Annotated in this window: 21 protein-coding genes; 7 read left to right on the forward strand and 14 right to left on the reverse strand. The window is 47.5% G+C overall.

All coding sequences use genetic code 11. The features are described from left to right. Window positions 1-28: 28 nt before the first annotated feature. The 3 genes from lepB to ACTHR2_RS06535 all read right to left on the reverse strand — a co-directional run bounded on the left by lepB (window position 29) and on the right by ACTHR2_RS06535 (window position 3,675). Window positions 29-1,048, reverse strand: a complete 1,020-nt coding sequence (gene lepB / locus ACTHR2_RS06525; RefSeq protein WP_049336502.1) for a signal peptidase I — start codon at window positions 1,046-1,048, stop codon at window positions 29-31. Further along, window positions 1,048-2,841 (reverse strand): translation elongation factor 4, encoded by a 1,794-nt coding sequence (gene lepA / locus ACTHR2_RS06530; protein ID WP_049336500.1) that lies wholly within the window; start codon window positions 2,839-2,841, stop codon window positions 1,048-1,050. Before lepA ends, lepB begins: the two co-directional genes overlap by 1 nt. 132 nt (window positions 2,842-2,973) lie before the next feature. Continuing rightward, on the reverse strand, window positions 2,974-3,675 hold the full coding sequence (locus ACTHR2_RS06535; protein ID WP_070629661.1) for a 5'-methylthioadenosine/adenosylhomocysteine nucleosidase: 702 nt from the start codon (window positions 3,673-3,675) through the stop codon (window positions 2,974-2,976). A gap of 203 nt (window positions 3,676-3,878) precedes the next feature. Here ACTHR2_RS06535 and ACTHR2_RS06540 point away from each other — a divergent pair, with 203 nt between their 5' ends. Then, window positions 3,879-5,009, forward strand: a complete 1,131-nt coding sequence (locus tag ACTHR2_RS06540) for a PilT/PilU family type 4a pilus ATPase (RefSeq protein ID WP_440375511.1) — start codon at window positions 3,879-3,881, stop codon at window positions 5,007-5,009. Between the two features lie 74 nt (window positions 5,010-5,083). On the opposite strand, the gene ACTHR2_RS06545 is transcribed toward ACTHR2_RS06540, so the two are convergent. The 5 genes from ACTHR2_RS06545 to ACTHR2_RS06565 form a co-directional block, all read right to left on the reverse strand. Beyond that, window positions 5,084-6,490 carry a dihydrolipoyl dehydrogenase gene (locus ACTHR2_RS06545; RefSeq protein ID WP_440375512.1) on the reverse strand — a complete coding sequence of 469 codons (1,407 nt, stop codon included), beginning with the start codon at window positions 6,488-6,490 and terminating at the stop codon, window positions 5,084-5,086. Window positions 6,491-6,742: 252 nt separating this feature from the next. Beyond that, window positions 6,743-7,480: a redoxin family protein gene (locus ACTHR2_RS06550; RefSeq protein WP_004520136.1), complete on the reverse strand. Its 738-nt coding sequence runs from the start codon at window positions 7,478-7,480 to the stop codon at window positions 6,743-6,745. Window positions 7,481-7,668: 188 nt separating this feature from the next. Beyond that, window positions 7,669-8,454 (reverse strand): 1-acylglycerol-3-phosphate O-acyltransferase, encoded by a 786-nt coding sequence (locus ACTHR2_RS06555; protein WP_440375513.1) that lies wholly within the window; start codon window positions 8,452-8,454, stop codon window positions 7,669-7,671. Between the two features lie 64 nt (window positions 8,455-8,518). Continuing rightward, a complete protein-coding gene (gene mutM / locus ACTHR2_RS06560) occupies window positions 8,519-9,346 on the reverse strand; it encodes a bifunctional DNA-formamidopyrimidine glycosylase/DNA-(apurinic or apyrimidinic site) lyase (protein ID WP_440375538.1) in 828 nt (275 codons plus the stop codon). A gap of 43 nt (window positions 9,347-9,389) precedes the next feature. Beyond that, window positions 9,390-10,049 (reverse strand): class I SAM-dependent methyltransferase, encoded by a 660-nt coding sequence (locus tag ACTHR2_RS06565; RefSeq protein ID WP_440375514.1) that lies wholly within the window; start codon window positions 10,047-10,049, stop codon window positions 9,390-9,392. A gap of 156 nt (window positions 10,050-10,205) precedes the next feature. Here ACTHR2_RS06565 and ACTHR2_RS06570 point away from each other — a divergent pair, with 156 nt between their 5' ends. Continuing rightward, window positions 10,206-12,314: a LysM peptidoglycan-binding domain-containing protein gene (locus tag ACTHR2_RS06570; protein ID WP_440375515.1), complete on the forward strand. Its 2,109-nt coding sequence runs from the start codon at window positions 10,206-10,208 to the stop codon at window positions 12,312-12,314. A 240-nt stretch (window positions 12,315-12,554) separates the two neighbouring features. On the opposite strand, the gene ACTHR2_RS06575 is transcribed toward ACTHR2_RS06570, so the two are convergent. From ACTHR2_RS06575 to gatC, 6 genes are all read right to left on the reverse strand, one after another. Then, window positions 12,555-13,559: an FAD-binding oxidoreductase gene (locus ACTHR2_RS06575; protein ID WP_263337185.1), complete on the reverse strand. Its 1,005-nt coding sequence runs from the start codon at window positions 13,557-13,559 to the stop codon at window positions 12,555-12,557. 81 nt (window positions 13,560-13,640) lie between these two features. Next, window positions 13,641-15,071, reverse strand: a complete 1,431-nt coding sequence (gatB, locus tag ACTHR2_RS06580; RefSeq protein ID WP_263337187.1) for an Asp-tRNA(Asn)/Glu-tRNA(Gln) amidotransferase subunit GatB — start codon at window positions 15,069-15,071, stop codon at window positions 13,641-13,643. A 100-nt stretch (window positions 15,072-15,171) separates the two neighbouring features. Continuing rightward, window positions 15,172-15,792, reverse strand: a complete 621-nt coding sequence (locus tag ACTHR2_RS06585; protein WP_263337189.1) for a trimeric intracellular cation channel family protein — start codon at window positions 15,790-15,792, stop codon at window positions 15,172-15,174. Window positions 15,793-15,818: 26 nt separating this feature from the next. After that, entirely contained in the window at window positions 15,819-16,694 is an 876-nt protein-coding gene (locus ACTHR2_RS06590; RefSeq protein WP_263337192.1) for a VirK/YbjX family protein, read from the reverse strand. Window positions 16,695-16,709: 15 nt separating this feature from the next. Beyond that, window positions 16,710-18,158 (reverse strand): Asp-tRNA(Asn)/Glu-tRNA(Gln) amidotransferase subunit GatA, encoded by a 1,449-nt coding sequence (gene gatA, locus ACTHR2_RS06595; RefSeq protein WP_263337195.1) that lies wholly within the window; start codon window positions 18,156-18,158, stop codon window positions 16,710-16,712. 150 nt (window positions 18,159-18,308) lie between these two features. After that, the gene (gene gatC, locus ACTHR2_RS06600; RefSeq protein WP_003685110.1) at window positions 18,309-18,599 is read right to left on the reverse strand and encodes an Asp-tRNA(Asn)/Glu-tRNA(Gln) amidotransferase subunit GatC; all 291 of its coding nucleotides are present in this window, start codon (window positions 18,597-18,599) and stop codon (window positions 18,309-18,311) included. A 224-nt stretch (window positions 18,600-18,823) separates the two neighbouring features. Here gatC and ACTHR2_RS06605 point away from each other — a divergent pair, with 224 nt between their 5' ends. The 5 genes from ACTHR2_RS06605 to rodA are packed head-to-tail and all read left to right on the forward strand — an operon-like array spanning window position 18,824 to window position 24,417. Continuing rightward, window positions 18,824-19,861 carry a rod shape-determining protein gene (locus ACTHR2_RS06605; protein WP_039862245.1) on the forward strand — a complete coding sequence of 346 codons (1,038 nt, stop codon included), beginning with the start codon at window positions 18,824-18,826 and terminating at the stop codon, window positions 19,859-19,861. A gap of 11 nt (window positions 19,862-19,872) precedes the next feature. Further along, a complete protein-coding gene (gene mreC, locus ACTHR2_RS06610) occupies window positions 19,873-20,715 on the forward strand; it encodes a rod shape-determining protein MreC (protein ID WP_263337206.1) in 843 nt (280 codons plus the stop codon). Between the two features lie 4 nt (window positions 20,716-20,719). After that, on the forward strand, window positions 20,720-21,220 hold the full coding sequence (gene mreD, locus ACTHR2_RS06615; protein ID WP_263337211.1) for a rod shape-determining protein MreD: 501 nt from the start codon (window positions 20,720-20,722) through the stop codon (window positions 21,218-21,220). Between the two features lie 4 nt (window positions 21,221-21,224). After that, a complete protein-coding gene (gene mrdA, locus ACTHR2_RS06620; protein ID WP_263337213.1) occupies window positions 21,225-23,273 on the forward strand; it encodes a penicillin-binding protein 2 in 2,049 nt (682 codons plus the stop codon). Beyond that, window positions 23,266-24,417 carry a rod shape-determining protein RodA gene (rodA, locus tag ACTHR2_RS06625; protein WP_263337216.1) on the forward strand — a complete coding sequence of 384 codons (1,152 nt, stop codon included), beginning with the start codon at window positions 23,266-23,268 and terminating at the stop codon, window positions 24,415-24,417. Before mrdA ends, rodA begins: the two co-directional genes overlap by 8 nt. The last annotated feature ends 1 nt before the right edge of the window (window position 24,418 follow it).

A 24,418-nucleotide genomic window follows, 5' to 3' on the forward strand; every position in this document is an offset into this window, starting at 1 on the left:
TTCAGACGGCCTTTTCATCTGTTATTGCTTATTTAATACTGGTACCGATACGGCTGAGTTCGCCAAAGTTCATCCAAACAAAGAAGGCTTTACCGACAATCAACTTGTCATCGACAAATCCCCAGTAACGAGAATCGGCGCTGTTGTCGCGGTTGTCGCCCATCGCGAAATAACGGCCTTCGGGAACTTTACAAATAAAGCCATTGCCGTCTTCTGCGTACTCACAATTTTCCAAACCGCTCGTTTCAAGCGAGTAATTGCTTTCAGGCATTACTTCGGAGGTGTATTTGTTCAATACGGCAATGGATACGGAAGGCTGACCGGCTTCTTTGACCACATCAAAGTTTTTGCCGTTCAAGGCCGTCTGAAAACGCTCAAGCGTATGAATCATAGACGGATCGGTATCATCTGCGTATTGATAATTGCCGTTTGGTTTTTCGGGAATAATTTCACCGTTAACAGTCAAAACCTTATCACGATATTCCACAACATCACCCGGAATACCGACGATACGTTTGATGTAATTCATCTCAGGCTGAAGTGGGTAATTGAACACCACGACATCGCCTCGGGCAATATTGCCGACAGGGATAATGACCTTATTCAAAATCGGCAGGCGGATACCGTAAGAAAATTTGTTTACCAAGATAAAATCGCCTTTGACCAAGCCCGGACGCATGGAACTGGACGGAATTTGGAACGGCTCAGCAATAAAGCTACGCAATACAAAGATAACCAAGATGATAGGAAAAAAGCCGCCCATGTAGTCGGTAAAATGTGCATTGTCTTCGCCGGTTTCGCTTTTTTTCAGACGGCCTTTATGGATTGCCCAAACAATACCGGTGAACACGACAAACACCAGCAATACGGCGGTAAAGCTCATAAATTCGGACAAAATTCCGAATACGCCGACCATGCACAAGAGATAACTCCATTGCAAGCCGGAGCTCCATTCGCCGTTTTCCTGACGCTCTTTGCTGCTTTTGAAGTTGAGGACCAAGCCGGCCAGCAGTACAACGATTGCGCCTAAAGTCAGATTTATACTCATTATTTATCACTCACTTGCAGAATCGCCAAGAATGCGCTTTGCGGGATTTCCACATTGCCCACTTGTTTCATGCGGCGCTTACCTGCTTTTTGTTTTTCAAGAAGTTTTTTCTTACGCGTAATATCGCCGCCGTAACATTTCGCCAAAACGTTTTTACGCAGGGCTTTGACGTTTTCGCGGGCGATAATCTGGCTGCCGATGGCGGCTTGGACGGCGATGTCGAACATTTGGCGCGGAATCAGTTCGCGCATTTTTGATGCCAGCTCTCGACCGCGGTGAACGGCGCTTTGACGGTGCACAATCAGGCTCAAGGCATCGACTTTTTCGCCGTTGACCATAATGTCGAGCTTAATCAAATCAGACGGTTGGAACTCTTTGAAATGGTAGTCCAACGAAGCATAACCGCGCGAAGTCGATTTAAGCTTGTCAAAGAAATCCATTACGACTTCGTTCATCGGCAAATCATAAGTCAGCATGACTTGACGGCCCATGTATTGCATATTGACCTGAACACCACGCTTTTGGTTACACAAAGTCATGACGTTGCCGACATACTCCTGCGGCACAAGAATGGTCGCAGTGATAATCGGCTCAAGAATAGTTTCGATGGTGCTGATTTCAGGCAGTTTGGACGGGTTTTCAACTTCGATTTTCTCGCCGTTTTTCAACACGACTTCATAAACCACCGTTGGCGCAGTGGTAATCAAGTCCATGTCGAACTCGCGCTCCAAACGTTCCTGCACGATTTCCAAATGCAACAGACCCAAGAAGCCGCAACGGAAGCCGAAGCCCAATGCTTGGGAAACCTCAGGCTCAAATTTCAACGAAGCATCGTTCAGCTGCAATTTTTCCAAAGCGTCACGCAAGGCTTCGTAGTCATGGCTTTCCACCGGATAAAGGCCTGCGAATACTTGGCTTTGTACTTCTTGGAAGCCGGGCAGCGGCTCAGAAGCGGGGTTGGCAACCAACGTAACCGTATCGCCGACTTTCGCCTGACCCAATTCTTTCACGCCGGTAATTAAAAAGCCTACTTCACCGGCTTTGAGTTCTTGTTTTTGAACTGATTTTGGTGTGAATACGCCCAGCTGCTCAACCTGTGTTTCCGCCTTAGTACTCATAAAGCGCACTTTGTCTTTCAGCTTGATGGTACCGTTTTTCACACGAATCAGCATGACTACGCCGACATAGTTGTCAAACCACGAATCGACAATAACCGCTTGCAACGGCGCATTTTCATCACCAGTCGGCGCAGGGATTTTGGCAACGATCTCTTCCAAAACATCTTCCACACCAATGCCGCTTTTTGCAGAACATTGCACCGCACCAACGGCATCAATGCCGATGATGTCTTCAATTTCCTGCTCCACGCGATCGGGTTCTGCTGCAGGTAAGTCGATTTTGTTCAAAACAGGCACAACTTCCACGCCCAAATCAATCGCGGTATAGCAGTTCGCCACGGTTTGCGCTTCTACACCTTGAGACGCATCGACCACCAAAAGCGCACCTTCGCAAGCCGACAGCGAACGGGATACTTCGTAAGAGAAGTCGACGTGTCCCGGAGTATCAATCAGGTTGAGCTGATACACCTGCCCATCGCGTGCTTTATAGTTGAGCGCGGCGGTTTGCGCTTTAATGGTAATGCCGCGCTCTTTTTCGATGTCCATGGAATCGAGCACCTGCGTACTCATTTCGCGCAAATCCAAACCGCCACAGTATTGGATAAAACGGTCAGCAAGCGTAGATTTGCCGTGGTCGATGTGGGCAATAATGGAGAAATTCCGTATGTTTTTCATATTGTTATTAAGATAAATGCAATTAAAGGCTGAAAGGCCGTCTGAAAAAACAGGGATTCGGTTTTCAGACGGCCTTAGAATAAGGTTGAATCGTTCCGTATTCTAACGGAAATTCAACGCTTTTGCATGATTTTATAGCGATTTGACAATCTCGGTCACCATCTTCGCCGAGCTGACGGCAGCCGTTTTCAAAAACTCTTCAAAGCTAATGTCCGCTTTCTCATCTGCCGAATCGGATACGGCACGAATAATCACAAACGGCACTTCCAACTGGTGACAGGTTTGCGCAATCGCCGCAGCTTCCATTTCAACTGCTTTTACGTCAGGAAAATGACTGCGAATTTCCGCAACACCTTCGCTGCTGTGTACAAAACGGTCGCCACTGACAATCAGGCCTTGCGTTACGGCCGCACCTTCAAACACTTGCGCTGCCTTTTCTGCTTGACGAATCAGGTTTGAATCCGATACAAACACAGCAGGAAGTTGCGGTACTTGTCCCCAAACATAACCAAAAGCCGTTACGTCAACATCATGATGCGCCACAGTTTCGCCGATAACCACATCGCCAACCTTCAGACCTTTACCCAAACCGCCTGCACTGCCGGTATTGATGACGCAATCCGGTGCAAACTGATGAATGACCCAAGAAGTCGAAACCGCCGCATTGACTTTACCGATACCGCTCAAAACCAATACCATACGTTTTCCGGCCAATTCACCTTCATACGCCGAGAATTTACCGAAGGACACATGCTTGACATTGGTCATGCTTTCACGCAAAAGCTCGATTTCCTGTTCCATTGCGCCGACCACGGCAATTGTTTGTACTGACATCTCGTTACCTTTCCATTCACTAATCGGGCAACATTATAACAGCAGAATTTAAAATCACAGGGATACTGAAAAATCTGCTATATTCCCAGAACGACACCCAATTTAAAACAGATTGATGCTCTAGCTAGCAATCAGCAAATAATGATTGCCTCTGTTATAATTACTATAGATAAAATAACTCTATTTTAAATACCTAAATTCTTATGTTTAACGAAAATACTCCGGGCGCAAAAGAAGAATTGTTCGCTTGGCTACGCCATATGAACAAATACAAAGGCTCCGACCTTTTCATTACCACCAATTTCCCGCCGGCCATGAAAGTGGACGGTAAAATTACGCGACTGAGCGATGAGCCGCTGAGTGCTGAAAAATGTATGGAAATCGCTTTTTCGATTATGTCTTCCAAACAGATCGAAGAATTTTCTTCCACCAACGAATGCAACTTCGCCATCAGCCTGCCCGATACCAGCCGCTTCCGTGTCAATGCAATGGTTCAACGCGGTGCAACTGCTTTGGTATTCCGTTCCATTACCAGTAATATCCCTAAATTTGAAACGCTCAATCTGCCTCCTATTCTGAAAGACATCGCCCTCAGAAAACGCGGTTTGGTTATTTTTGTCGGCGGTACAGGTTCGGGCAAGTCCACTTCCCTCGCCTCCCTTATCGACTATCGAAACGAAAACAGCTTCGACCACATTATTACCATCGAAGACCCGATTGAGTTTATCCACCAACACAAAAACTGCATCATTACCCAACGCGAAATCGGTGTAGATACCGAAAATTGGCCGATTGCATTGAAAAATACTCTACGCCAAGCGCCAGATGTTATTCTGATTGGTGAAATCCGCGACCGCGAGACCATGGACTACGCCATTTCCTTCGCGGAAACCGGCCATTTGTGTATGGCGACACTGCACGCCAACAGTACCAACCAAGCGCTCGACCGCATCATCAACTTCTTCCCCGAAGAGCGCCGTACCCAGTTGCTGACCGACTTGTCGCTCAACCTGCAAGCCTTTATTTCACAACGTCTGATTCCCCGTGAAAGCGGCCGGGGTCGTGTGGCGGCGGTCGAAGTTTTGCTCAATTCGCCGATTATTGCCGACTTGATTCAAAAAGGCGAAGTCCACAACATCAAAGAAATGATGAAAAAATCAACCGGCATGGGCATGATCACTTTTGACCAAGCCTTGTATGACTTGTATGAAAACGGCGATATCAGCTATCAAGATACCATTAAAAATGCCGACTCCGCTCATGACTTGCGCTTAGACATTCAATTACGAAGCCGTCGTGCGCAAAATGCCGGTCCGGATTTAGAATTGATTTAACAGCTTCAAAGCATAAAAAAAGGCCGTCTGAAACCTCACTACGAGTTTCAGACGGCCTTTATCCCATCAAATAATCAAGCCTGTTTCAATTTTGCATCGGCATCACGCAATGCAGTGCGCAGACCTTCCTCGATAACCGGATGGTAGAACGGCATATCCAGCATTTGCGGAATCGTCATCTTCATTTGATGCGCCCAAGCCATCAAGTGTGCCAAATGTTCGGCAGCAGGGCCGACAACTTCCGCACCAATGAAACGGCCGGTCGCTTTCTCAGCATACAAACGCATATGGCCTTTGTTTACCAACATAACACGGCTGCGGCCTTGGTTTCGGAAGGAAACTTCGCCGATTACAAACTCGTCAGGTTGATATTTCGCCGCAACTTGCGCGTATTTCAAGCCGACAGAGGCAATTTGCGGATTGGTGAACACCACGCCAATTACACTGCGGCGCAAACCACCGCCGATATTCGGATAGCGGCCCGCATTGTCGCCGGCAATTTTGCCTTGGTCGGCAGCTTCATGCAGCAGAGGCAATTGATTGGACGCATCGCCTGCGATAAAGATATGCGGAATGCTGGTTTGCATGGTCAGCGGATCGGCAATAGGCACACCACGCGCATCTTTTTCGATAGTCAGATTTTCCAAACCGATATTGTCCACGTTCGGACGGCGGCCTACGGCTGCCAGCATATATTCGGCAACGAACACACCTTTTTCGCCGTCTTGTTCCCAATGAACTTCAACATTGCCTTCCGCATCCAGTTTGACTTCGGTTTTAGCATCCAGATGTAAAGCCAACTCTTCGCCAAAAACAGCTTTGGCTTCTTCAGCAACAACAGGGTCGGAAATACCGCCAATAGCGCCTGCCACGCCAAAAATTTCAACTTTTACGCCTAAACGGTGCAAAGCCTGACCCAACTCTAAGCCGATTACACCAGGGCCGAATACGGCCACACTCTTAGGCAGGGTATCCCAAGAGAAAACATCATCATTCACAATCAAGCGATCGCCCAAAACTTCCCACTGAGGGAAAATCACAGGGCGCGAACCTGTAGCAATCACAAAACTTTTTGCAGTAATTTGAGTATGGTCATCGATTTGGACGGTGTGTTCGTCAACAAATTTTGCCGTACCCATAATGCGCTTGTCGGCAGGCCACTCTTCTACATCGCTGACCACAAAACCGACAAAACGGTCGCGTTCGGATTTGACGCGTTGCATGACTTCTTCGCCGTTGACGACGATGCTGTCTTTGTCCAAATGCACGCCAAACGGATCGGTATGCAAAGCATGATGGCGCGCTTCTGCGGCGGCAATCAAGAGTTTGGAAGGCATGCAGCCCACGCGCGCACAAGTTGTTCCGAATACATTGTTTTCAATCAGGTAAACATTGTCTGTATGAAGGCGGGCATTGCGAAATGCGCCCATACCGGCTGTACCGCCACCCAGTACCACCACATCTGCTTGAATCTTTTTCATAATTTATCCTTACTGTCTATATCCAAACCGATATTGCCATCAGGTTATCCGTTTTCAGACGGCCTAAACTTCATAAACTATCAAAATTTAAAAATCAATAGCCAATATCTAAATATCGATTTAAAACAATAATCTCAAATTCTACTTGTAAATATAGAGTTATTCAGAACGCCGATTTGCAAACGTCGTCTGAATAACTCTATATTTGGTCTTTCAGACGGCCTTTTCAAGCCGTCTCAAGCATACAGGCAATTAGTTTTTAGCCAAGTAAGCTTCCAAGTCTTCGCTGCCGCCGATATATTTGCCGCCGATGAATACTTGAGGAGCAGTCATCTTGCCGGTAATAGCGCGTACGGAAGTAACAGTTGCATCTTTGCCCAATACGATTTCTTCGTAAGACAAGCCTTTGTCTTGCAGCGCTTTTTTAGCTTTAGCGCAGAATTGGCAGCCAGGTTTGGTGAAGATGGCAACAGACTCTTGAGCTTTCCAGTCAGGAGCAATGTATTTCAACATAGTGTCAGCGTCAGACACTTTGAAAGGATCGCCTGGTTCTTCAGGTTCGATAAACATTTTTTCAACCACGCCGTCGTTAACCAGCATGGAGTAACGCCAAGAGCGTTTACCGAAGCCCAAGTCTTCTTTGTCAACCAACATGCCCATGCCTTCAGTGAATTCACCGTTGCCATCAGGGATCATGTAGATGTTGTCGGCTTCTTCTTCAGCAGCCCAAGCGTTCATTACGAAAGTGTCGTTTACAGATACGCAGTAGATTGCGTCAACACCGTTTTCTTTGAACGCACCAAACAATTCGTTGTAGCGTGGCAGGTGAGAAGAAGAGCAAGTTGGAGTAAATGCGCCAGGCAGAGAGAACACGACTACTTTTTTGCCTTTGAACAAATCATCAGTAGAAACATCTTTCCAAGTGTCGCCAACGCGAGTGTGGAATACTACGGAAGGTACTTTTTGACCGGTACGATCTTGCAAAGCCATTTTTAAGCTCCTTAAAAATTCAGGTTTGAGAAATGAATCAATGCTTGCATTTTAATGCAGGCCTATCGATTTGTATAATTTATAGTTCAAATAATATTAATTACATCAAACTATCAATTTAATTAAATCGAAAACAGCTGTTCTTCTAAATGAAGGCCATCTGAAATAAAACAAGTACCTGACTGAAATTATTTTTTAGGTAAGGGCTGAACAGGCGAATCCGAAGCCACAATTTCGCCGATGGCTGTTTCCGCAATATCCTTCAAAGCATAGCGGTCTTTATCCGGCATATCTGTCGGTTTGTATTGAGGCGAGAAATCCAAACGGATACGGATTTTCTTCATCGAAACAATGCGCCATAAAGATTGAAACAGGTTTATCTCCGCATAAGACGGCAAGTCCGTCCGTTGTCCTTCGTCATCATAATAGCGTAAGGTTACCGCCTGAATCGGCGCTTTCGCATCGATAGCCGATTGAAACAGGGCTGCTTTAAACGGCAAAATACCCAAGCCGGAAGAAGTGCGCGCCTCGGGGAAAAAACTTACATTCTGCCCTGCTTTCAATGCTGCACAAATCGCCTGATTAATCGGTTCGACATCACGGCGGGAGTTGCGGTTGATAAACACCGTACCGGCATTTTTACCCATTTTCCCCAAAACCGGCCAGCCGCTGATTTCCTGTTTCGCAATAAAACTGCTTGGATAAACGGCACTCATGGCAAAAATATCCAACCAAGATACATGATTGGCCACCACCAAAGTACCACTCACATTTCCTTGAGGCGGTACGCCAATTTCCAATTCGATATCCAAAGCATCCAACGCACCTTTTCCCAAAACAACCACCGCATGATTGCGTTCCTCTGCATTATTGCCATCGATGGCACGCAAATTCCGACCGGTTCGGAACAACCAAGCCGCCAAACGGCAAAGCCTGCCCAGTCGTTTAAAAAAAGGAGCTTTTTGTTTAGACATAAAATTTCTTCTGTATTGTATTCATTATTTTCAGACGGCCTCTGACATTTAAGGCCGTCTGAAACTATTTCTGGCAATTTGGACAATAAAATGTTCCACGCTGCCCCAAAGTTTCTTTAAAAATCAACCCGCCACACTGAACGCAAGGCTCGTTATGACGGCCATAGACCGTATATTCCTGCTGGAAATAGCCGCTTTTGCCATCGCTATTGACAAAGTCCCGCAGCGTACTACCGCCCGTTTCAATCGCCCTTTGCAGAACCGCTTTGACGGTTTCCACCAATAATGCGCATTCTTTCTTGGTCAGCTTATTCGCCGGACGCAATGGCGAAATACCCGCCTTAAACAGGCTTTCATTCGCATAAATATTGCCAACGCCAACCACCACCGCATTATCCATCAGCACTAATTTGACTGCACGCTTTTGGGTTTTCAATTTCTGATACAGGTAATTTGCATCAAAATCGCCCGAGAGCGGCTCCGGTCCCAACTTTTCCAACAGTGGATGATGTTCGGCAATACCCTCATACCACAATACCGCACCAAATTTACGCGGGTCGTGATAACGCAATATGGTACCGTCATCAAATACAAAATCCAAATGATCGTGTTTATCCGGCGTGGCGATACGCTCATCATCAGCGGTAAAAATCCGCAAACTGCCGGACATACCCAAATGAATAAGTAAAATACCCGTTTCAAAAGTAATAATCAAATACTTCGCACGTCGGCTGCATGCCAAAACTTTGCGCCCGGCCAAAATTTGCACCAAGTTCGGATGAATAGGCCATCTCAATTTAAACTGGCGAATAATGACTTTTTCTATCTTTTTGCCATCAATATGCGGCGCGATTCCACGTAAAGTCGTTTCTACCTCAGGTAATTCAGGCATCATTATTCTCCAAATTCATCATTATATATAGGCCGTCTGAAAACTATTCGGCCAAGCGTGCCGTACTTAAAGCAACCGTATTGCCATCGAATGCAGTTTCCAATTCAGGCAAAGGATGGACACCAACCAAATGTTTCGTTAACACCATCCCATAAACCGCTGCACACTGCGGCCACCACCTATCCCCTGCCTTTTCCATAAACCGCCAAAACTTCAAAGCAGAAGGCGAATTCACAGCAGGCAGATAATCCATAAACTGCCCATATTCTATTTCAAAACCAATATCCGCAATTTTTCGTTTCAACTCAGCCAGAGCCAAGCATTGAGATTTTAAAGGCAGCTTTTCCCCATCAAACCACGAGCTCAATCCCCACAAAGATTTAGGGTTGAACCCCGTCAAAATCAACCTGCCTTCAGGTTTTAATATCCTAAACGCCTCTTGCAACACCAAATCTGCAGATGAAACTTCCAAAAGATGAGGCATCAATAACACATCCACGGAATGCGTTTCAAATGCCAACATTTCAGCATCCATCCGTACATCGCGAGGCACCACAATCATATTTTCAGACGGCTTCTGCCATATACCGCCTAATTGAACCGCCACTTGCCTATTCAAATACTGCAAATGCCGTCTGAAAAAATCCGCCTCTTTTTGAGCGAGATATTGTCCCATTGGCATTTGCATAAAAAAAGTTTCCATTAAATGCTCCCCTATTCATCCCGACTTGTGTGACAGAATTTTAACACCACGGCCACATCACACAAGCAAATTCCCTGCTCGACTTGACGTTTAAATGCTGAAACGATACTATCAAAAAGACGAAATTTTATTATATATTTGATAACTTTATTTACTATGGCAAAACTAAAAACCATCGCTCTGACCGTTTCAAGCCTGTCGGCGGTTTCCGCCACAGCCTATGCGCAAAACGCTACGCCCAACCAAGTCGGCATGGCCATGATGCGCCTCAACTCCGCCCTGCTCGACCAAGCCAAAGCACAAACCTTCGGCTCCGGTAGCTTATGGGCATCGTTGCGTAAAGACTTCCGCATCAACGAAGTCAACACAGAACTGGTTCGCCGCCATGAAAACAAATTTGCTGCAAACAGCGCATATTTCGACCGCACCATCTCCCGCAGCAAACCTTATATGTACCATATTGCCAATGAAGTTAAAAAACGCAATATGCCCGCCGAAATTGCTTTGCTACCTTTCATTGAAAGCGCATTCGTAACCAAAGCCAAATCACACGTCGGCGCATCCGGCCTGTGGCAATTTATGCCGGCTACCGGCCGCCACTTCGGCTTGGAAAAAACGCCTTTGTATGACGGCCGCCACGATATTTACGCCGCTACCGATGCTGCATTGAACTACCTGCAATACTTGCACGGTATGTTCGGCGACTGGTCTTTGGCCCTTGCCGCTTACAACTGGGGGGAAGGTAACGTCGGCCGTGCCGTAAACCGTGCCCGCGCGCAAGGTTTGGAGCCGACATACGAAAACCTGCGTATGCCGAACGAAACACGCAACTACGTTCCAAAACTCTTGGCTGTCCGTAATATCGTCGCCAATCCGCAAACTTTTGGCATGAATATCAGTGAAATCAGCAATCAGCCGTATTTCAAATCTGTCAGCATCGACAAACCTATCGATAACAGCACAATTGCTCGCTTTGCAAATATCAGCGAAAGCGAACTGTTGGCACTCAACCCAGGTTTCAATGCTCCAGTATTCATCCCTAAAAATAACCGTCGCCTGTTGTTGCCGGTTTCTGCGGTTTCTGCATTTGAGAAGAACTACCGCAATGCCAATCCAGATACCCTGATGTCTTGGGATATTTATACTTCTTTGGGTAACAAAAAGCTTAATGCCATCGCCAACGATACCGGCATGAGCGTAGCCGAACTCAAGCGCCTCAACGGCCTGAGCGGTAGCGCCATTTCTGAAGGCCGCAGCATTTTGGTGGCTAAAAACTCAGCTACCCAAAATCAAGACATTATTAACTTTATCGACAAAGACAATACTCCGGATACTTACCAATCCAATATGCCGGCTATGTCTCCGATTATTGCTTCCAGCGTAGCAGAACCGGTTAAAGTCGCTCAAAATACCGTGACCAATATTGTTGCTCCTGTTGTTCCACAGTCCAGCAAACCGGTTGACTTTATTGCACGCAGCAAAACTGAAAACGTTACTTCCGTAGTGGTAACAGAAGCCAAAGCCCAACCTCAAGTTGCAAATGCGGAAGTGCCTGCTCCAGTTGCAGCCATGACCCATGCGACTACCGAGACCATTGCTAAAAATGTTACAGAAGCACCCAAATCAGCCATCCCTGCAGACTTGACCGCGCCGACTGTTGCCGCAAACGATGTAGCCACTACTCCTGTAGTTGAAACTGTTGCCGCTGCGCCGGCGCAAGAAGAGCATGACGACCTGATGGCATTGGTACAAAACCGACCGGCAGAGGAATCTTCAGCAACTGTTGCCGAGACCACACCGGAGAACAAACAAGTTCAAACTGTTGTTACTGCTGAAAGCGCTCGTGCCGCACGTATCGCAGCTAATACCGCTAAACAACAACAACGCATCAATGCGCGTCTTGCCCGTGTAAATGGCCAACAAAACACACAAACTGCAGCACTTGCAGCAGGCACACACCGCGTGGAAGATGGCGATACATTGTTTAACATCTCCAAACGTTACAACTTGAGCGTAGCCGATTTGATTATTGCCAACAACATTAAAGGCAACAATATCAAAAAAGGCCAAATCCTCCGTGTTACAGCTGCTCCGGCAAAAGTCCGCGGCAACCCGATTCAAAACGTTTCCTACACTGTACGCAAAGGCGATACTTTGAACACCATTGCCAGCCATTTCAATGTTGATGTTAATGATATTCGTCGTTGGAACCGCAATACCCGTACTGTGACCCCTGGTCAACGTTTAAAACTGATGGGTAGCTAATACTTACTTCAAAAAAAGGCCGTCTGAAAGATTCAGACGGCCTTTTTCTTGATGATAGATACTCAAGTTAATGTTTGATAACAAACAGAATGGTCTTTACTTAAAGATAAAAATATTTTTTGAAAATTACTGTATAAAAAAAAGAGTGTGCAAAAACACACTCTCTTCTTCAAACGAATTGTCGTCAAACTCTATGCTTAATACCCTTATCCAAACATATGAATTCCGTAAAATATATTCCTATGCCGGTGAAAAAGCATCACAGAAAAAGGCATCTTCCGGTAAAGCGCATTTTTGAGTAAGTAAACCATGTGCACTTTCGGTCATCTCTGGTGATCCGCAAGCATAAACTTCATATTGGCCCAAATCAGGATAATTTTGCGCAGCAACATCTTGCACATAGCCATTCTCCCCTTTCCAATCGGAATCAGGCTTAGAAAGAACCGGCGAGAATTTCGCATTTTTCAGACGGCCTATTAATGCTTCGGCTTCTTCCAATGCGTACAGATCCGCCTGCTGACGTGCTCCCCAGTAGAAATGAACCTGACGTTCGCTATTCTGATAAATCAAATCAAGCAAAATGCTGCGGATAGGGGCATAACCTGTACCCGTTGCCAACAAAACAATCGGTTTATCGCTGCCTTTTTGCAAAGTAAACGTACCCAATGGACCTTTAACACGGACAATACCTTTTTCTTTGATTTTAGGCTCGGCACCAAAAATCATTTCTGAGCATACGCCGTTTTCACGTTTGCGGATATGCAATTCCAAAATGCCTTCCTGGTCAGGCGAATTGGCGATTGAATAGCTGCGGCTGATATTGCCAGGAAGCAGCAAATCAATATATTGTCCAGCATAAAATACAAATGACGGCGCTTTAGGCAAAGCCAATCGCAACAAAGCAACATCATGTTTGAGTTCAATCGTTTCAATGCGTACAGGCAAAGTGCGCACCGGCAAAGCATTCGGATTAAACCCAGGCACATTGATTTTGAGGTCGCTCTTCGCAGTAGTGCAACACAATAACACTTTACCCTGCACTTTTTCTTCTGTGCTGATGGCTTTATCAATATGATCGCCCATCTCAAATTCACCACTCATCAACTCGGCCTTACATTGTCCGCAAGCACCGCTTTTACAAGAATGAGGCAGATTTAAATTCTGACGGGTCGCGGCAGCAAGAACGGTTTCATCCTCGTTTGCCGTAAATGTGATTTCATCTGATAAGGTAATAGTATGTGTCATGGTATTTAGAATAATTTTAGAATTAAAAATAAAGGCCGTCTGAAAAATAAGACCTATTTTTCAGACGGCCCGTCCTATCTATCAAGCTAATTTGGCTTTAATCAACTCTTGAACTTGAGCCGGATTGGCCTTGCCTTTACTTGCTTTCATCACTTGGCCGACAATCGCATTCAAGGCTTTTTCATTGCCGGAACGGAATTGCTCAATGGCTTTCGCATTGTTTGCCAACACTTCGTCCACCATCGCTTCAATTGCACCAGTGTCAGTAATTTGTTGCAAACCATGTTTCTCGATGATTTCGGCAATACCTGCTTCAGGCTCAGCCCACATTGCTTCAAAAGCTTTTTTCGCCAGTTTACTGCTTAATGTTCCATCCGCAACTTTAGCAACCAACTCGGCAAGGCGTGGAGCTGTAATCGGGCTTTCAGCCAATTCCAAACCTTCTTTGTTCAAGATAGCGGCAAGCTCCCCGTTCATCCAGTTCGCCGTCAATTTACCTTGGCCGCAGGCTTTGGCTGCTTCTTCAAAATAGGCAGCTTGGGCGCGGCTGGCAGTCAACAGGCGCGCATCATAGTCAGACACACCGTAATCGGCAACAAAACGCGCCGCCATTTCATACGGCAATTCAGGCATTTGCTCTTTGGCTTTCTGCAATTGGCCGTCTGAAATAATGACCGGTAGCAAATCTGGATCTGGGAAATAGCGGTAATCGTGCGCATCTTCTTTCAAACGCATCACACGGGTTTCACCTTTTTCAGGGTCAAACAACATGGTTGCCTGCTGTACTTTACCGCCGTCTTCCAAGATTTCAATTTGCGCTTCTACTTCATAATTGATGGCTTGTTCCAAGAAGCGGAAAGAGTTGAGGTTTTTGATTTCACGGCGTGTGCCGAACTCCGCCTGACCTTTGGGACGTACAGAAACGTTGGCATCAACGCGGAACGAGCCTTCCGCCATATTACCGTCACAAATATCCAGCCAAGTCACCAAACCGTGCAACGCTTTAGCATATGCCACAGCTTCGGCTGCGGAACGCATTTCAGGCTCGGAGACAACTTCCAACAAAGGCGTACCGGCACGGTTCAAGTCGATACCGGTAGCACCGTTCAAACCTTCATGTACGGATTTACCCGCATCTTCTTCCATGTGCGCACGGGTAACATTGATGGTTTTAACCTCATCGCCCACCACGATTTCCAGTTTGCCGTGTTCAACAATCGGCAAATCCAACTGACTGATTTGATAGCCTTTCGGCAAATCAGGATAGAAATAGTTTTTACGGTCAAACACGTTTTTCTGATTGATTTTCGCATCCAAAGCCAAACCGAGTTTGATGGCTTTTTCGACGACTTCGCGGTTCATTACCGGCAATACGCCCGGCAACGCACACTCAACCACGCTGGCGTGGGCATTAGGCTCGGCACCGAATGCAGTGGATGCGCCGCTGAAGATTTTGGATTGGGTGTTGAGTTGGACGTGGATTTCCAGTCCGATTACGGTTTCCCAAGTCATAAGGGTCTTTCTGTCGAAAAAAAGTTAATCGGTTAAATGAGTGATTCGTTTTTCAGACGGCCTGAATAAAAAACCATAACAGGCCGTCTGTAAGATAAGTTTATTTCCTGCGGCGTTGGAAACCGGGTAGTTGCCAATGGAAACGGTATGCAGTCAGGCGAAACAACAATCCACCGGCAAAGAGCAGGTTTAACGTAAAAATATTAATCCAGCCCAAATGCCCGAACAGATAAATCAATCCGCCAATCAAAATGGCCACGCTGCCGTAAAGGTCGGTGCGCAAAATCATCGGCACATCATTGACCAAAATATCGCGCGCAATACCGCCGCCAACGGCTGTCACAAAAGCCAAAGAAATAACGCCGAATAGATTGAGCTGCAAGGCCATACCGATTTGTGCGCCGGTAATGCTGAACGCTGCCAAACCGATGGCATCGGCAATAATAAAAGCAGCGGCCAAATAGGTGCTGCGATAACGTTGCACCCTTATCAACCATGCGATGGCAAGCGTGGCAAACACGACTATCAGCGCATCGGTTTGCAAAAATACTTGCGGAATCCGGCCGACCAAGCCATCGCGTATCACGCCGCCGCCGACAGCCGTCAATAACGCAGTAATGACGACACCGAGTACATCCAACCGCTTGTTGTAGCCGACCAAATAGCCGGAAATGGCAAACGCGGCTGTCCCAATGATTTGAATGAAGTCGGTTGTATTCATAACATGTATTCTCGTCAGATGATAGTTTAATTTGTAGATGCTAAAACATTTCTTATTTGCATTTCTATTTCATCTAACATCTGATAACGCTTACGATACATAGACCGTTTTTTGCTTTCAATTTCCTCAAAGTCCTTACGTATCGGCTCTTTTGGCAGATGCCATAATCCATCAACACCTTTTCGGGCACCATGCTCTTGCCAAAATTGGTCATAATTCATTTTGACACGTTTCTTTAAGCGCCAACGTAGCTTAACTTGCCTATCTTGTGTAATACCAATCACACCATCCAGCTTTAGTGCAATAGCAAAATATTGCAATGCATGCACCATCAGTTGTTGAGGACGCAATCCATGCAGCCTCTTAGTTGAGCTCCGGACTATATCTTTCGCCTCTTCTCCTGCAGGCCCCTGAAGAGAGGCGGCAAGCAGCATATTATTTACAAAGGCAAAAGTTGCCATATACAGCCGTTTTCCACCGTCTTCCCGCAAAGAAAGAGACCACATTCCCTCATCGACACAATTGTCATTTCGGTTAAGCCAAATCTCAAGGCCGTCTGAAGGTTTTGCCAAAACAATATGAAAGGAACGGGTTTTCATACCCATTACTCTTTCTTTTCCAAAAAGCTTTTCTGCAGCCTCAAAATCTGACTGCATAATTTTTAATCTATCGGCACCACTAAATTGTTTATCAACAAATTCATGTATCAAAGGATAGGCATCTTGAGGCATTTCACTAAAAAAACTTTGGCATATTTTCGAAGTATTTACAAACTGCTCAAATGCCTTAATTTCTTTACGATACCACAATGTCCTCAATGTAAATTTTAAATGCTGCGTTTTAAACTTTGGCGCATTCTGATAAACAGTTTTAAATCCTGGAAAAGAAAACTTTTCAGGCATATAGACTCCCTGCCCTTACTCCGGTGCTTTAGTATGCCAATCGCTGTTCAGTTGAACTTGATGTGCGGCACCCAAAATTTTGGCTTCAGAGAAATAGTTACCGATAAATTGCACACCAATCGGCAGACCGTTTGCGCTGAAACCGGCAGGCAGGGTCAGTGCAGGCAAACCGGCAAGGTTCACGGCGATAGTGTAAATATCGGATAAGTACATTTGCACAGGGTCTTGAATGTCGCTGCCAAGTTTCGGCGCAGCAGTCGGTGCAGTCGGCGCCAAAATGAAATCACATTGACCAAAGGCCGTCTGAAAATCATTGGCAACCAGACGGCGCAATTTTTGCGCTTTCAGGTAGTACGCATCGTAGTAACCATGGCTCAATACATAAGTACCGATCATGATACGGCGCTTAACCTCGCTGCCGAAACCTTCGGCACGGGTGTTGCTGTACATTTCTTCCAAATCGCCAAATTGCGCTGCACGATGGCCATAACGTACGCCGTCGAAACGGGACAAGTTGGTACTTGCTTCAGCAGAGGCAAGAACGTAATAAGCAGGAATCGACAATGATGTTTGCGGCAGGGAAACTTCAACAGTCTCCGCACCTTGTGCTTTGAGCAAATCGATAACACTTTGCAAGGCCGTCTGAACATCGGCATCCGCGCCTTCACCGAAATATTCTTTAGGCAAACCGATTTTCAAACCTTTGAGCGGCTTGTCCAAATCACGGGTGTAGTCTTCTTTGTCGCGTTCCAAGCTGGTGGAATCGCGCTCGTCAAAGCTGGCCATAGCGTTCAACAAAATCGCACAGTCTTCGGCCGTTTGCGCCATAGGACCGGCTTGGTCAAAGCTGGAAGCATAAGCAACCATACCGAAGCGTGAAACCGTACCGTAAGTCGGCTTGATGCCGGTAATACCGCAATGCGATGCAGGCTGACGGATAGAACCGCCGGTATCCGAACCCAACGCAGCCGGTGCCAAACGCGCCGCAATCACAGCAGCCGAACCGCCTGACGAACCGCCGGGAACATGTTCAAGATTCCACGGGTTTTTGGTTGCGCCGTAGAACGAAGTCTCATTGGTCGAACCCATGGCAAACTCGTCCATATTGGTACGGCCAAGGGTCACCATGCCGGCATCCAACAGGTTTTGCACCACTGTGGCAGTATAAGGAGAAACAAAGTTATCCAACATTTTGGAGCTGCATGCACTGCGCCAACCTGTTTGGCAGAAAATATCTTTGTAAGCAACCGGCACACCGGTCAAAGCCGTTGCATTACCGGCCGCGATACGCGCATCGGCTGCCTTGGCTTCAGCAAGGGTCTTATCTTGATCGATGGTCACATAGCCATTGATGGCAGGATTTTTCGCAGCAATAGCGGCCAAATATTCGGTCGCCAATTCGACTGCAGAAATTTGTTTGGATTGCAGCAGGCTGCTGGCTTGTTTGAGCGTGTAAGCGGTCATTGTGCCGTACTTTCTATAAAACAGTTTTTGTTTTCAAAACAGATATTGAAAACATCCGTTTAAATCAATAAATCGGGCCGTCTGAACAAAATATCCTTTCAGACGGCCTTGCAATAGGGGTTTGCCGATAAGCAAAGGCCGTCTGAAGCCTTATTCCTCAATCACTTGAGGAACGATATACAGACGATTGCGCACTTCGGGGGCAACCGCCTGATATTCTGCAGCGTGGTCGGTTTCAGTTACTTTATCTTCGCGCAGACGCAAAGCGGCTTCGTGCGGATGCGCCATGGGTTCGATGCCGTCGGTATTGACGCTTTGCATGTTTTCAACCATGGCGAAAATGTCGTTCAACTCGGCAAGCGTTTTGTTTTTTTCTTCGTCCGTTAAAGTGAGGCGCGAGAGTTTTGCGATTTTTTCCACATCATTTAAGCTTAAAGCCATAAAAAATCCTTGTCTGATAGCAATGCCTCTTGGGTTTGGGGTATCATTGCATTTCGTCTTCTATGAAGCGAAGAATTATAACCGAAAACCAAACAGGTTGGCATGGTGTTTTAATTCAGACGGCCTTTAAAGGGTGCATTTATCCGTCTAAAACCGTGTACCTGTTTTTCTTATTTTAAATAATGCTAAACACATCCGGGCTGGGCCGGAATTTCAGGAATCCTATGTTTCGTCTTTTATCTCGTTTCCTCTCCAATGATATTGCCATCGACTTGGGCACGGCCAACACGCTGATTTTTGTACGCGGCAAAGGGATTGTTTTGGATGAGCCGTCCATGGTTGCGATTCAATCCGGCGCAGGCAATAAAAGTAAAATTATGGCAGTTGGTACGGAAGCCAAAAAAATGCAGGGCCGTGCGCCGCGCAATATTGAAATCGTCCGCCCGATGAGGGACGGCGTGATTGCTGATTTTGTGATTACCGAGCGTATGCTGGGTATGTTGATTAAAAAAGCCACTGAAGGACGATCTTTGGTTCCGCCCCGTGTGGTTATCTGTGTTCCTGGCGGCTCTACCCAAGTGGAACGTAAAGCAATTTTGGATTCGGCGTTTGCCGCCGGCGCGGCAAGCGTGCATTTGATTGAAGAGCCGATGGCCGCCGCTTTGGGCGCGGGCTTGCCGATTGAAGATGCGGCAGGTTCGATGATTGTCGATATTGGCGGCGGTACGACTGAGATCGGTATTCTTTCACTGGGCGGTATGGCCTACTCTGCTTCTGTCCGCGCAGCCGGCGATGAATTCGATAAAAGCATCATCCATTACCTGCGCCGACATCGCGGCGTCTTGATCGGCGAAGCGACGGCAGAGGAATTGAAGAAACAAATCGGCTCGGCCTCGGGCTTTGAAACCGAAACAGCCATGCGCATTAAAGGCCGCGACCTGGCCGAAGGTACGCCTAAATCCTTGGCGGTTACGTCAAATGAAATCCGTGAAGCATTGAGTGAAACGGTAAATCAAATCATCCGCGCCGTCCGTCTGGCTTTGGAACAAGCTCCGCCCGAACTGGCCGGCGACATAGCCGACCGCGGCATTATGCTGACCGGCGGCGGCGCACTTCTGCACGGTATCGATACCGTCTTGGCCGATGCAACCGGTCTGCCCGTCGGCATTGCCGACCAGCCTCTGAACTGTGTCGCCTATGGTGCCGGTAAGGCTTTGGACTATATCGGCAAATGGGATACCGTGTTTACGGAAAACCCATAAGGTAGATGGTTATGGAACGCTCTTCTTTGCGCTTTGACGAGGCAAAAGGCCCTAAGCTGTTGCCTCGTTTTGTCGTTTATATCACTCTGGCTGCCGGCCTGATGGTGGCCGATTACCGCTTTTCATTGATGCAGCCGGTGCGTGCGGCAGTAATGCCCATGCTCTACCCTGTTCAATGGCTGGCGAATCAACCTGTTCAACTTTATCAATATTTTGCCGACCTCTCCCAGTCCAAATCCGAGCTCTTGGAACAGAACCGCCAGCTTTTAGAAGAAAATGGCCGTCTGAAAATCGATTTGCAGCGGGATAAAGTCAATACCGATGAATTGCGCGAATTGAAAAAACTGTATGGTTTGCAACAAAAAGGCATTCACAACGTTATCGGTGCGGAAGTCATTTCCAATGGCAAAGATCCGCTTTCCGAAAGACTGATTATCGGCAAGGGCAGCCAAGACGGTTTGAAAGTTGGCGATGCAGTCATCGATCAAAGCGGTTTGATTGGCCTGTTGACACAAGTTCACACACAAAGCGCGGAAATTGAACTGATCTCAAGTGGACAAAGCATTGTCCCCGTAGCCGTCAGCCGCACCGGTGAACGCAATTTGGCATACGGCAATGGCAACGGTTTGGATTTGCGCTATTTTCCAACCGGCTCAGACTTGAAACCCGGCGATATTCTGCTGACTTCCGGCCTGGATGGTACTTATCCGGCGGGGATTCCCGTTGCAACCGTCAGCAAGGTTGTCCGCGCATCGGGAACACCTTATTACGATACGCAACTGACGCCTTTGGCCGCTTTACGCAGCAGCCGTTTTGTCTTGGTACTTTCTTCCGGCCCTTCTTCCCCACGCTGATTTCATGAACGATTTTGACGATTCTTACCGTGCAGTACCGCTGCACATCATGGCGGCCAGTCTCATTGTGATGATGATACTGGACTTTATGCCGTTTTCCTTTGACGGATTCTTCTGGCTGCCTGAAATGACGGCACTGATGTTGCTGTATTGGGCATTGCACCAACCGCAACGCGCAGGCATGGGACTGGCTTTTGCCATCGGTCTGATTGTCGATGCAGCAACCGCCGCGACTTTGGGCTTGCACGCCCTGTCTTACGTCGTGATGACTTATTTCATCTTAAACCGCCGCCGCCAAATCATGCTTTACGGCCATATTATGCAATTGGCCGCTGTCTTGGCTGCGCTGCTTATCAATCAGGCCGTCTTAACTGTTGCCCGTCTGTTCCTCAATCATCAGGTCATTACTTTGCAAGGCTTTGTTGCCCCATTTGTCGGCGCATTGCTTTGGCCGATACTCAGCCAGCTGATGCTGATCGTGACCCGTATTTACCGCTCCCACTGAAAAGATGAAACCGATTCTTCCACGCCGTCTTTCCGGTGGTCAACATACCAAAAAACCTTCCGCTCAGGCAGCACAAGCCGATGCTTTGTTGCGCCTGCTCGTTGCCTTTATCCTGATTGTCATCTTCTTTTCCATCTTACTGGCGCGGTTCTTCTACCTGCAAGTAACTCAACACAATGAGTTTTCCGGTCAAGCATCAAGCAACCGTATCACCCTGATTCCAACGCCGCCCGTACGCGGCGAAATCGTCGATATCAACGGCGTTCCTTTAGCCAAAAACTATCCCGTCTTTTCGCTCGAAGTTATTCCCAGCCGCATCGAAGGCAAGATGGAAGATGTTATTGAAGCATTGAAAAAATACGTCGATATCACGCCGACAGATTTAAAACGCTTCAAAAAATACCGCGAAAGCTATCGAAAATTTGAAAATATCCCGCTCAAGCTTAGGCTGACCGATGAAGAGGTCGCCCGTTTGTCCGTGCATCTGCGCGAATTCAAAGGTGTAGAGATCAACTCACGCACATTCCGCGAATATCCTTACGGCAAACTGACCTCCCATTTCTTAGGCTACATCGGCCGTATTAGCGATAAAGACAAAGAAATGTTGGAAGAAGAAGGTCTGACCGCCCTCTACCGTGGCAGTACGCATATCGGCAAATCCGGCTTGGAAAAATATTACGAACACCAGCTTCATGGCATTCCAGGCTATCAGGAAGTCGAAAAAGACGCTTACGGCAATATCGTCCGCGTATTGAAAAATGTCCCGTCCAAAATGGGGCAAACCTTGCGCCTAGGGATGGATATCCGTATGCAGCAGGAAGCCGACCGAATCTTGGGCGACCGCCGTGGCGCATTGGTGGCCATCAATCCGCAAGACGGTACTGTCTTGGCTTTTGTTTCCAAACCTTCCTTCGATCCCAACCTCTTTATTGACGGCATCGACAGCGATACTTGGAAAATGCTGAATGACGATTGGAAAAAGCCTTTGATCAACCGCGTTACCCAAGGCCTTTATCCGCCGGGTTCTACATTCAAACCCTTTATGGGCATGGCTTTGTTGGAAAGCGGAAAAATCACTCAAAACACCATTGTCCCCGCTCCCGGCGCATGGAGCATACCTGGCAGCCGCCATATTTTCCGCGACTCTGTCCGCAGCGGTCACGGCTCGGCCAACTTGAGCAAAGCCATTCAAGTATCCTCAGATACTTTCTTCTACCGCTTGGGTTACGAGATGGGTATTGATAAAGCCTCTCCGTATCTGGCGCAATTCGGTTTTGGCCAAAAAACCGGCATTGACCTGCCCAGCGAATACACAGGCGTTTTGCCCAGCCGCGAATGGAAAGCCAAACGCTTTGCCAAATCTTCCGACCCGACTGCCAAAGAATGGCGCGCCGGCGAGATGGTTTCCGTCAGTATCGGCCAAGGCTACAATGCCTACACGCCTTTGCAAATGGCACATGCGACAGCATCTCTGGCCAATAACGGGGTCGTTCATCAGCCGCATTTGGTCAAAGAAGTATTGGATTTCGGCGCGCGCAAAATTACCCGTATCAATCCCAATCCTGAGCGTCAAATTCCGTTCAAAGCCGATAACTTCGAATACGTCAAACGCGCAATGGAAAAGGTATTGAAACCGGGTGGTACGGCGCACCGTATCGGTGGCGGACTCGCTTATACGATGGGCGGTAAAACCGGTACGGCCCAGGTCGTACAAATCAAACAGGGCGGCCGCTACAATGCCGCAGCCCTGCGCGAACAACACCGCGACCACGCATGGTTTATCTCGTTTGCGCCATTGGAAAAACCTGAAATTGCCATTGCCGTTATTTTGGAAAACGGCGGTTGGGGTGCGTATGCCGCGCCATTGGCCCGTGAAATGACTGATTTTTATATGCTTAATGTCAAGCCGCAACAGTTTTCAGACGGCCTTGAGGCAGATTTGGCCAAAACTGAAACAATGGACAAGCATCAGCCTATTACCAGCATTTTCCAATCTGCCTACGGACTGACTCCGACAAGCCCTGCCTCACAGCCGGAGGTTCATCATGAATAACACATCAGCGTGGAAAACGTTCAAATCCACCATTACAGCCCCGATTGACCCTTGGCTGTTTTTTGCCATGCTCGCTATCTACATCATGAGCCTATTCCTGCTCTATTCTGCAGACGGGCAAGAGTTCGGCCAATTGGAAAACAAAACCATCCATACCGTTTTGGGCTTTGCCCTGTTATGGATTATCGCCGTATTCAAGCCGCAAACGGCTGCCAAAGTTGCCCTGCCTGTTTATATTGTCGGCGTATTACTGCTGATTGGCGTCGAAGTTGCCGGCGTTACCGTCAACGGTTCGACCCGTTGGCTGAGCCTCGGCTTTACCCGTATCCAACCTTCCGAAATCATGAAAATCGGTATTCCCATGACTGTCGCGTGGTATTTCCAACGCTATGAAGGCCGTCTGAAATGGATACATTATATTGTCGCCCTCGTTCTGATTCTTGTTCCTGTCGCCCTGATTTTGAAACAGCCCGACCTCGGTACAGCCGCGCTGATTATGGCTTCGGGTATTTTTGTCATCTTCTTTGCCGGATTGCCTTGGAAGGCTATTTTTGCCGCCATTATTGCCTTTGTGGCCGCTTTGCCGCTCTTGTGGAATTACGGCATGCACGACTACCAGAAAACCCGCGTCCTCACTCTGCTCGATCCAACCAAAGACCCGTTAGGCGCAGGCTACCACATCATCCAATCCATGATTGCCATCGGTTCGGGCGGCGTATGGGGTAAAGGCTGGCTCAACGGTACGCAAACCCATTTGGACTATATTCCCGAATCAACGACTGACTTTATTTTCGCAGTATTCGGCGAAGAATTCGGCCTGATTGGCAATATCCTTTTACTGCTGGTTTACCTTATCATTTTGGCACGCGGATTGTGGATTGCCGCGCAAGCTCAATCCCTTTACAGCCGTACTCTGGCAGGCGCGTTGACCATGACCTTTTTCTGCTATGCCTTTGTAAACATGGGCATGGTCAGCGGTATTTTGCCCGTTGTCGGCGTCCCTCTCCCCTTGGTCAGCTACGGCGGTACGGCTACGCTTTCCATCATGGTGGTGCTCGCCCTGTTGATGGGTATTGCCAACGAACACAAAAACCTCCGCCGTCGTAATATGGACAACGACGACCTGACTGCAAGCAAGGAATAAT

The sequence above is a fragment of the Neisseria sp. P0006.S004 genome, from assembly GCF_051963015.1.
In the GTDB taxonomy this organism is placed as follows: Bacteria; Pseudomonadota; Gammaproteobacteria; order Burkholderiales; family Neisseriaceae; genus Neisseria.

Excerpts from the sequence above, each read along its gene's own strand:
- lepB (WP_049336502.1), bottom strand. The coding sequence starts at position 1,048 with ATGAGTATAAATCTGACTTTAGGCGCAATCGTTGTACTGCTGGCCGGC.
- lepA (WP_049336500.1), bottom strand. The coding sequence starts at position 2,841 with ATGAAAAACATACGGAATTTCTCCATTATTGCCCACATCGACCACGGC.
- ACTHR2_RS06535 (WP_070629661.1), bottom strand. The coding sequence starts at position 3,675 with ATGTCAGTACAAACAATTGCCGTGGTCGGCGCAATGGAACAGGAAATC.
- ACTHR2_RS06540 (WP_440375511.1), top strand. The coding sequence starts at position 3,879 with ATGTTTAACGAAAATACTCCGGGCGCAAAAGAAGAATTGTTCGCTTGG.
- ACTHR2_RS06545 (WP_440375512.1), bottom strand. The coding sequence starts at position 6,490 with ATGAAAAAGATTCAAGCAGATGTGGTGGTACTGGGTGGCGGTACAGCC.
- ACTHR2_RS06550 (WP_004520136.1), bottom strand. The coding sequence starts at position 7,480 with ATGGCTTTGCAAGATCGTACCGGTCAAAAAGTACCTTCCGTAGTATTC.
- ACTHR2_RS06555 (WP_440375513.1), bottom strand. The coding sequence starts at position 8,454 with ATGTCTAAACAAAAAGCTCCTTTTTTTAAACGACTGGGCAGGCTTTGC.
- mutM (WP_440375538.1), bottom strand. The coding sequence starts at position 9,346 with ATGCCTGAATTACCTGAGGTAGAAACGACTTTACGTGGAATCGCGCCG.
- ACTHR2_RS06565 (WP_440375514.1), bottom strand. The coding sequence starts at position 10,049 with ATGGAAACTTTTTTTATGCAAATGCCAATGGGACAATATCTCGCTCAA.
- ACTHR2_RS06570 (WP_440375515.1), top strand. The coding sequence starts at position 10,206 with ATGGCAAAACTAAAAACCATCGCTCTGACCGTTTCAAGCCTGTCGGCG.
- ACTHR2_RS06575 (WP_263337185.1), bottom strand. The coding sequence starts at position 13,559 with ATGACACATACTATTACCTTATCAGATGAAATCACATTTACGGCAAAC.
- gatB (WP_263337187.1), bottom strand. The coding sequence starts at position 15,071 with ATGACTTGGGAAACCGTAATCGGACTGGAAATCCACGTCCAACTCAAC.
- ACTHR2_RS06585 (WP_263337189.1), bottom strand. The coding sequence starts at position 15,792 with ATGAATACAACCGACTTCATTCAAATCATTGGGACAGCCGCGTTTGCC.
- ACTHR2_RS06590 (WP_263337192.1), bottom strand. The coding sequence starts at position 16,694 with ATGCCTGAAAAGTTTTCTTTTCCAGGATTTAAAACTGTTTATCAGAAT.
- gatA (WP_263337195.1), bottom strand. The coding sequence starts at position 18,158 with ATGACCGCTTACACGCTCAAACAAGCCAGCAGCCTGCTGCAATCCAAA.
- gatC (WP_003685110.1), bottom strand. The coding sequence starts at position 18,599 with ATGGCTTTAAGCTTAAATGATGTGGAAAAAATCGCAAAACTCTCGCGC.
- ACTHR2_RS06605 (WP_039862245.1), top strand. The coding sequence starts at position 18,824 with ATGTTTCGTCTTTTATCTCGTTTCCTCTCCAATGATATTGCCATCGAC.
- mreC (WP_263337206.1), top strand. The coding sequence starts at position 19,873 with ATGGAACGCTCTTCTTTGCGCTTTGACGAGGCAAAAGGCCCTAAGCTG.
- mreD (WP_263337211.1), top strand. The coding sequence starts at position 20,720 with ATGAACGATTTTGACGATTCTTACCGTGCAGTACCGCTGCACATCATG.
- mrdA (WP_263337213.1), top strand. The coding sequence starts at position 21,225 with ATGAAACCGATTCTTCCACGCCGTCTTTCCGGTGGTCAACATACCAAA.
- rodA (WP_263337216.1), top strand. The coding sequence starts at position 23,266 with ATGAATAACACATCAGCGTGGAAAACGTTCAAATCCACCATTACAGCC.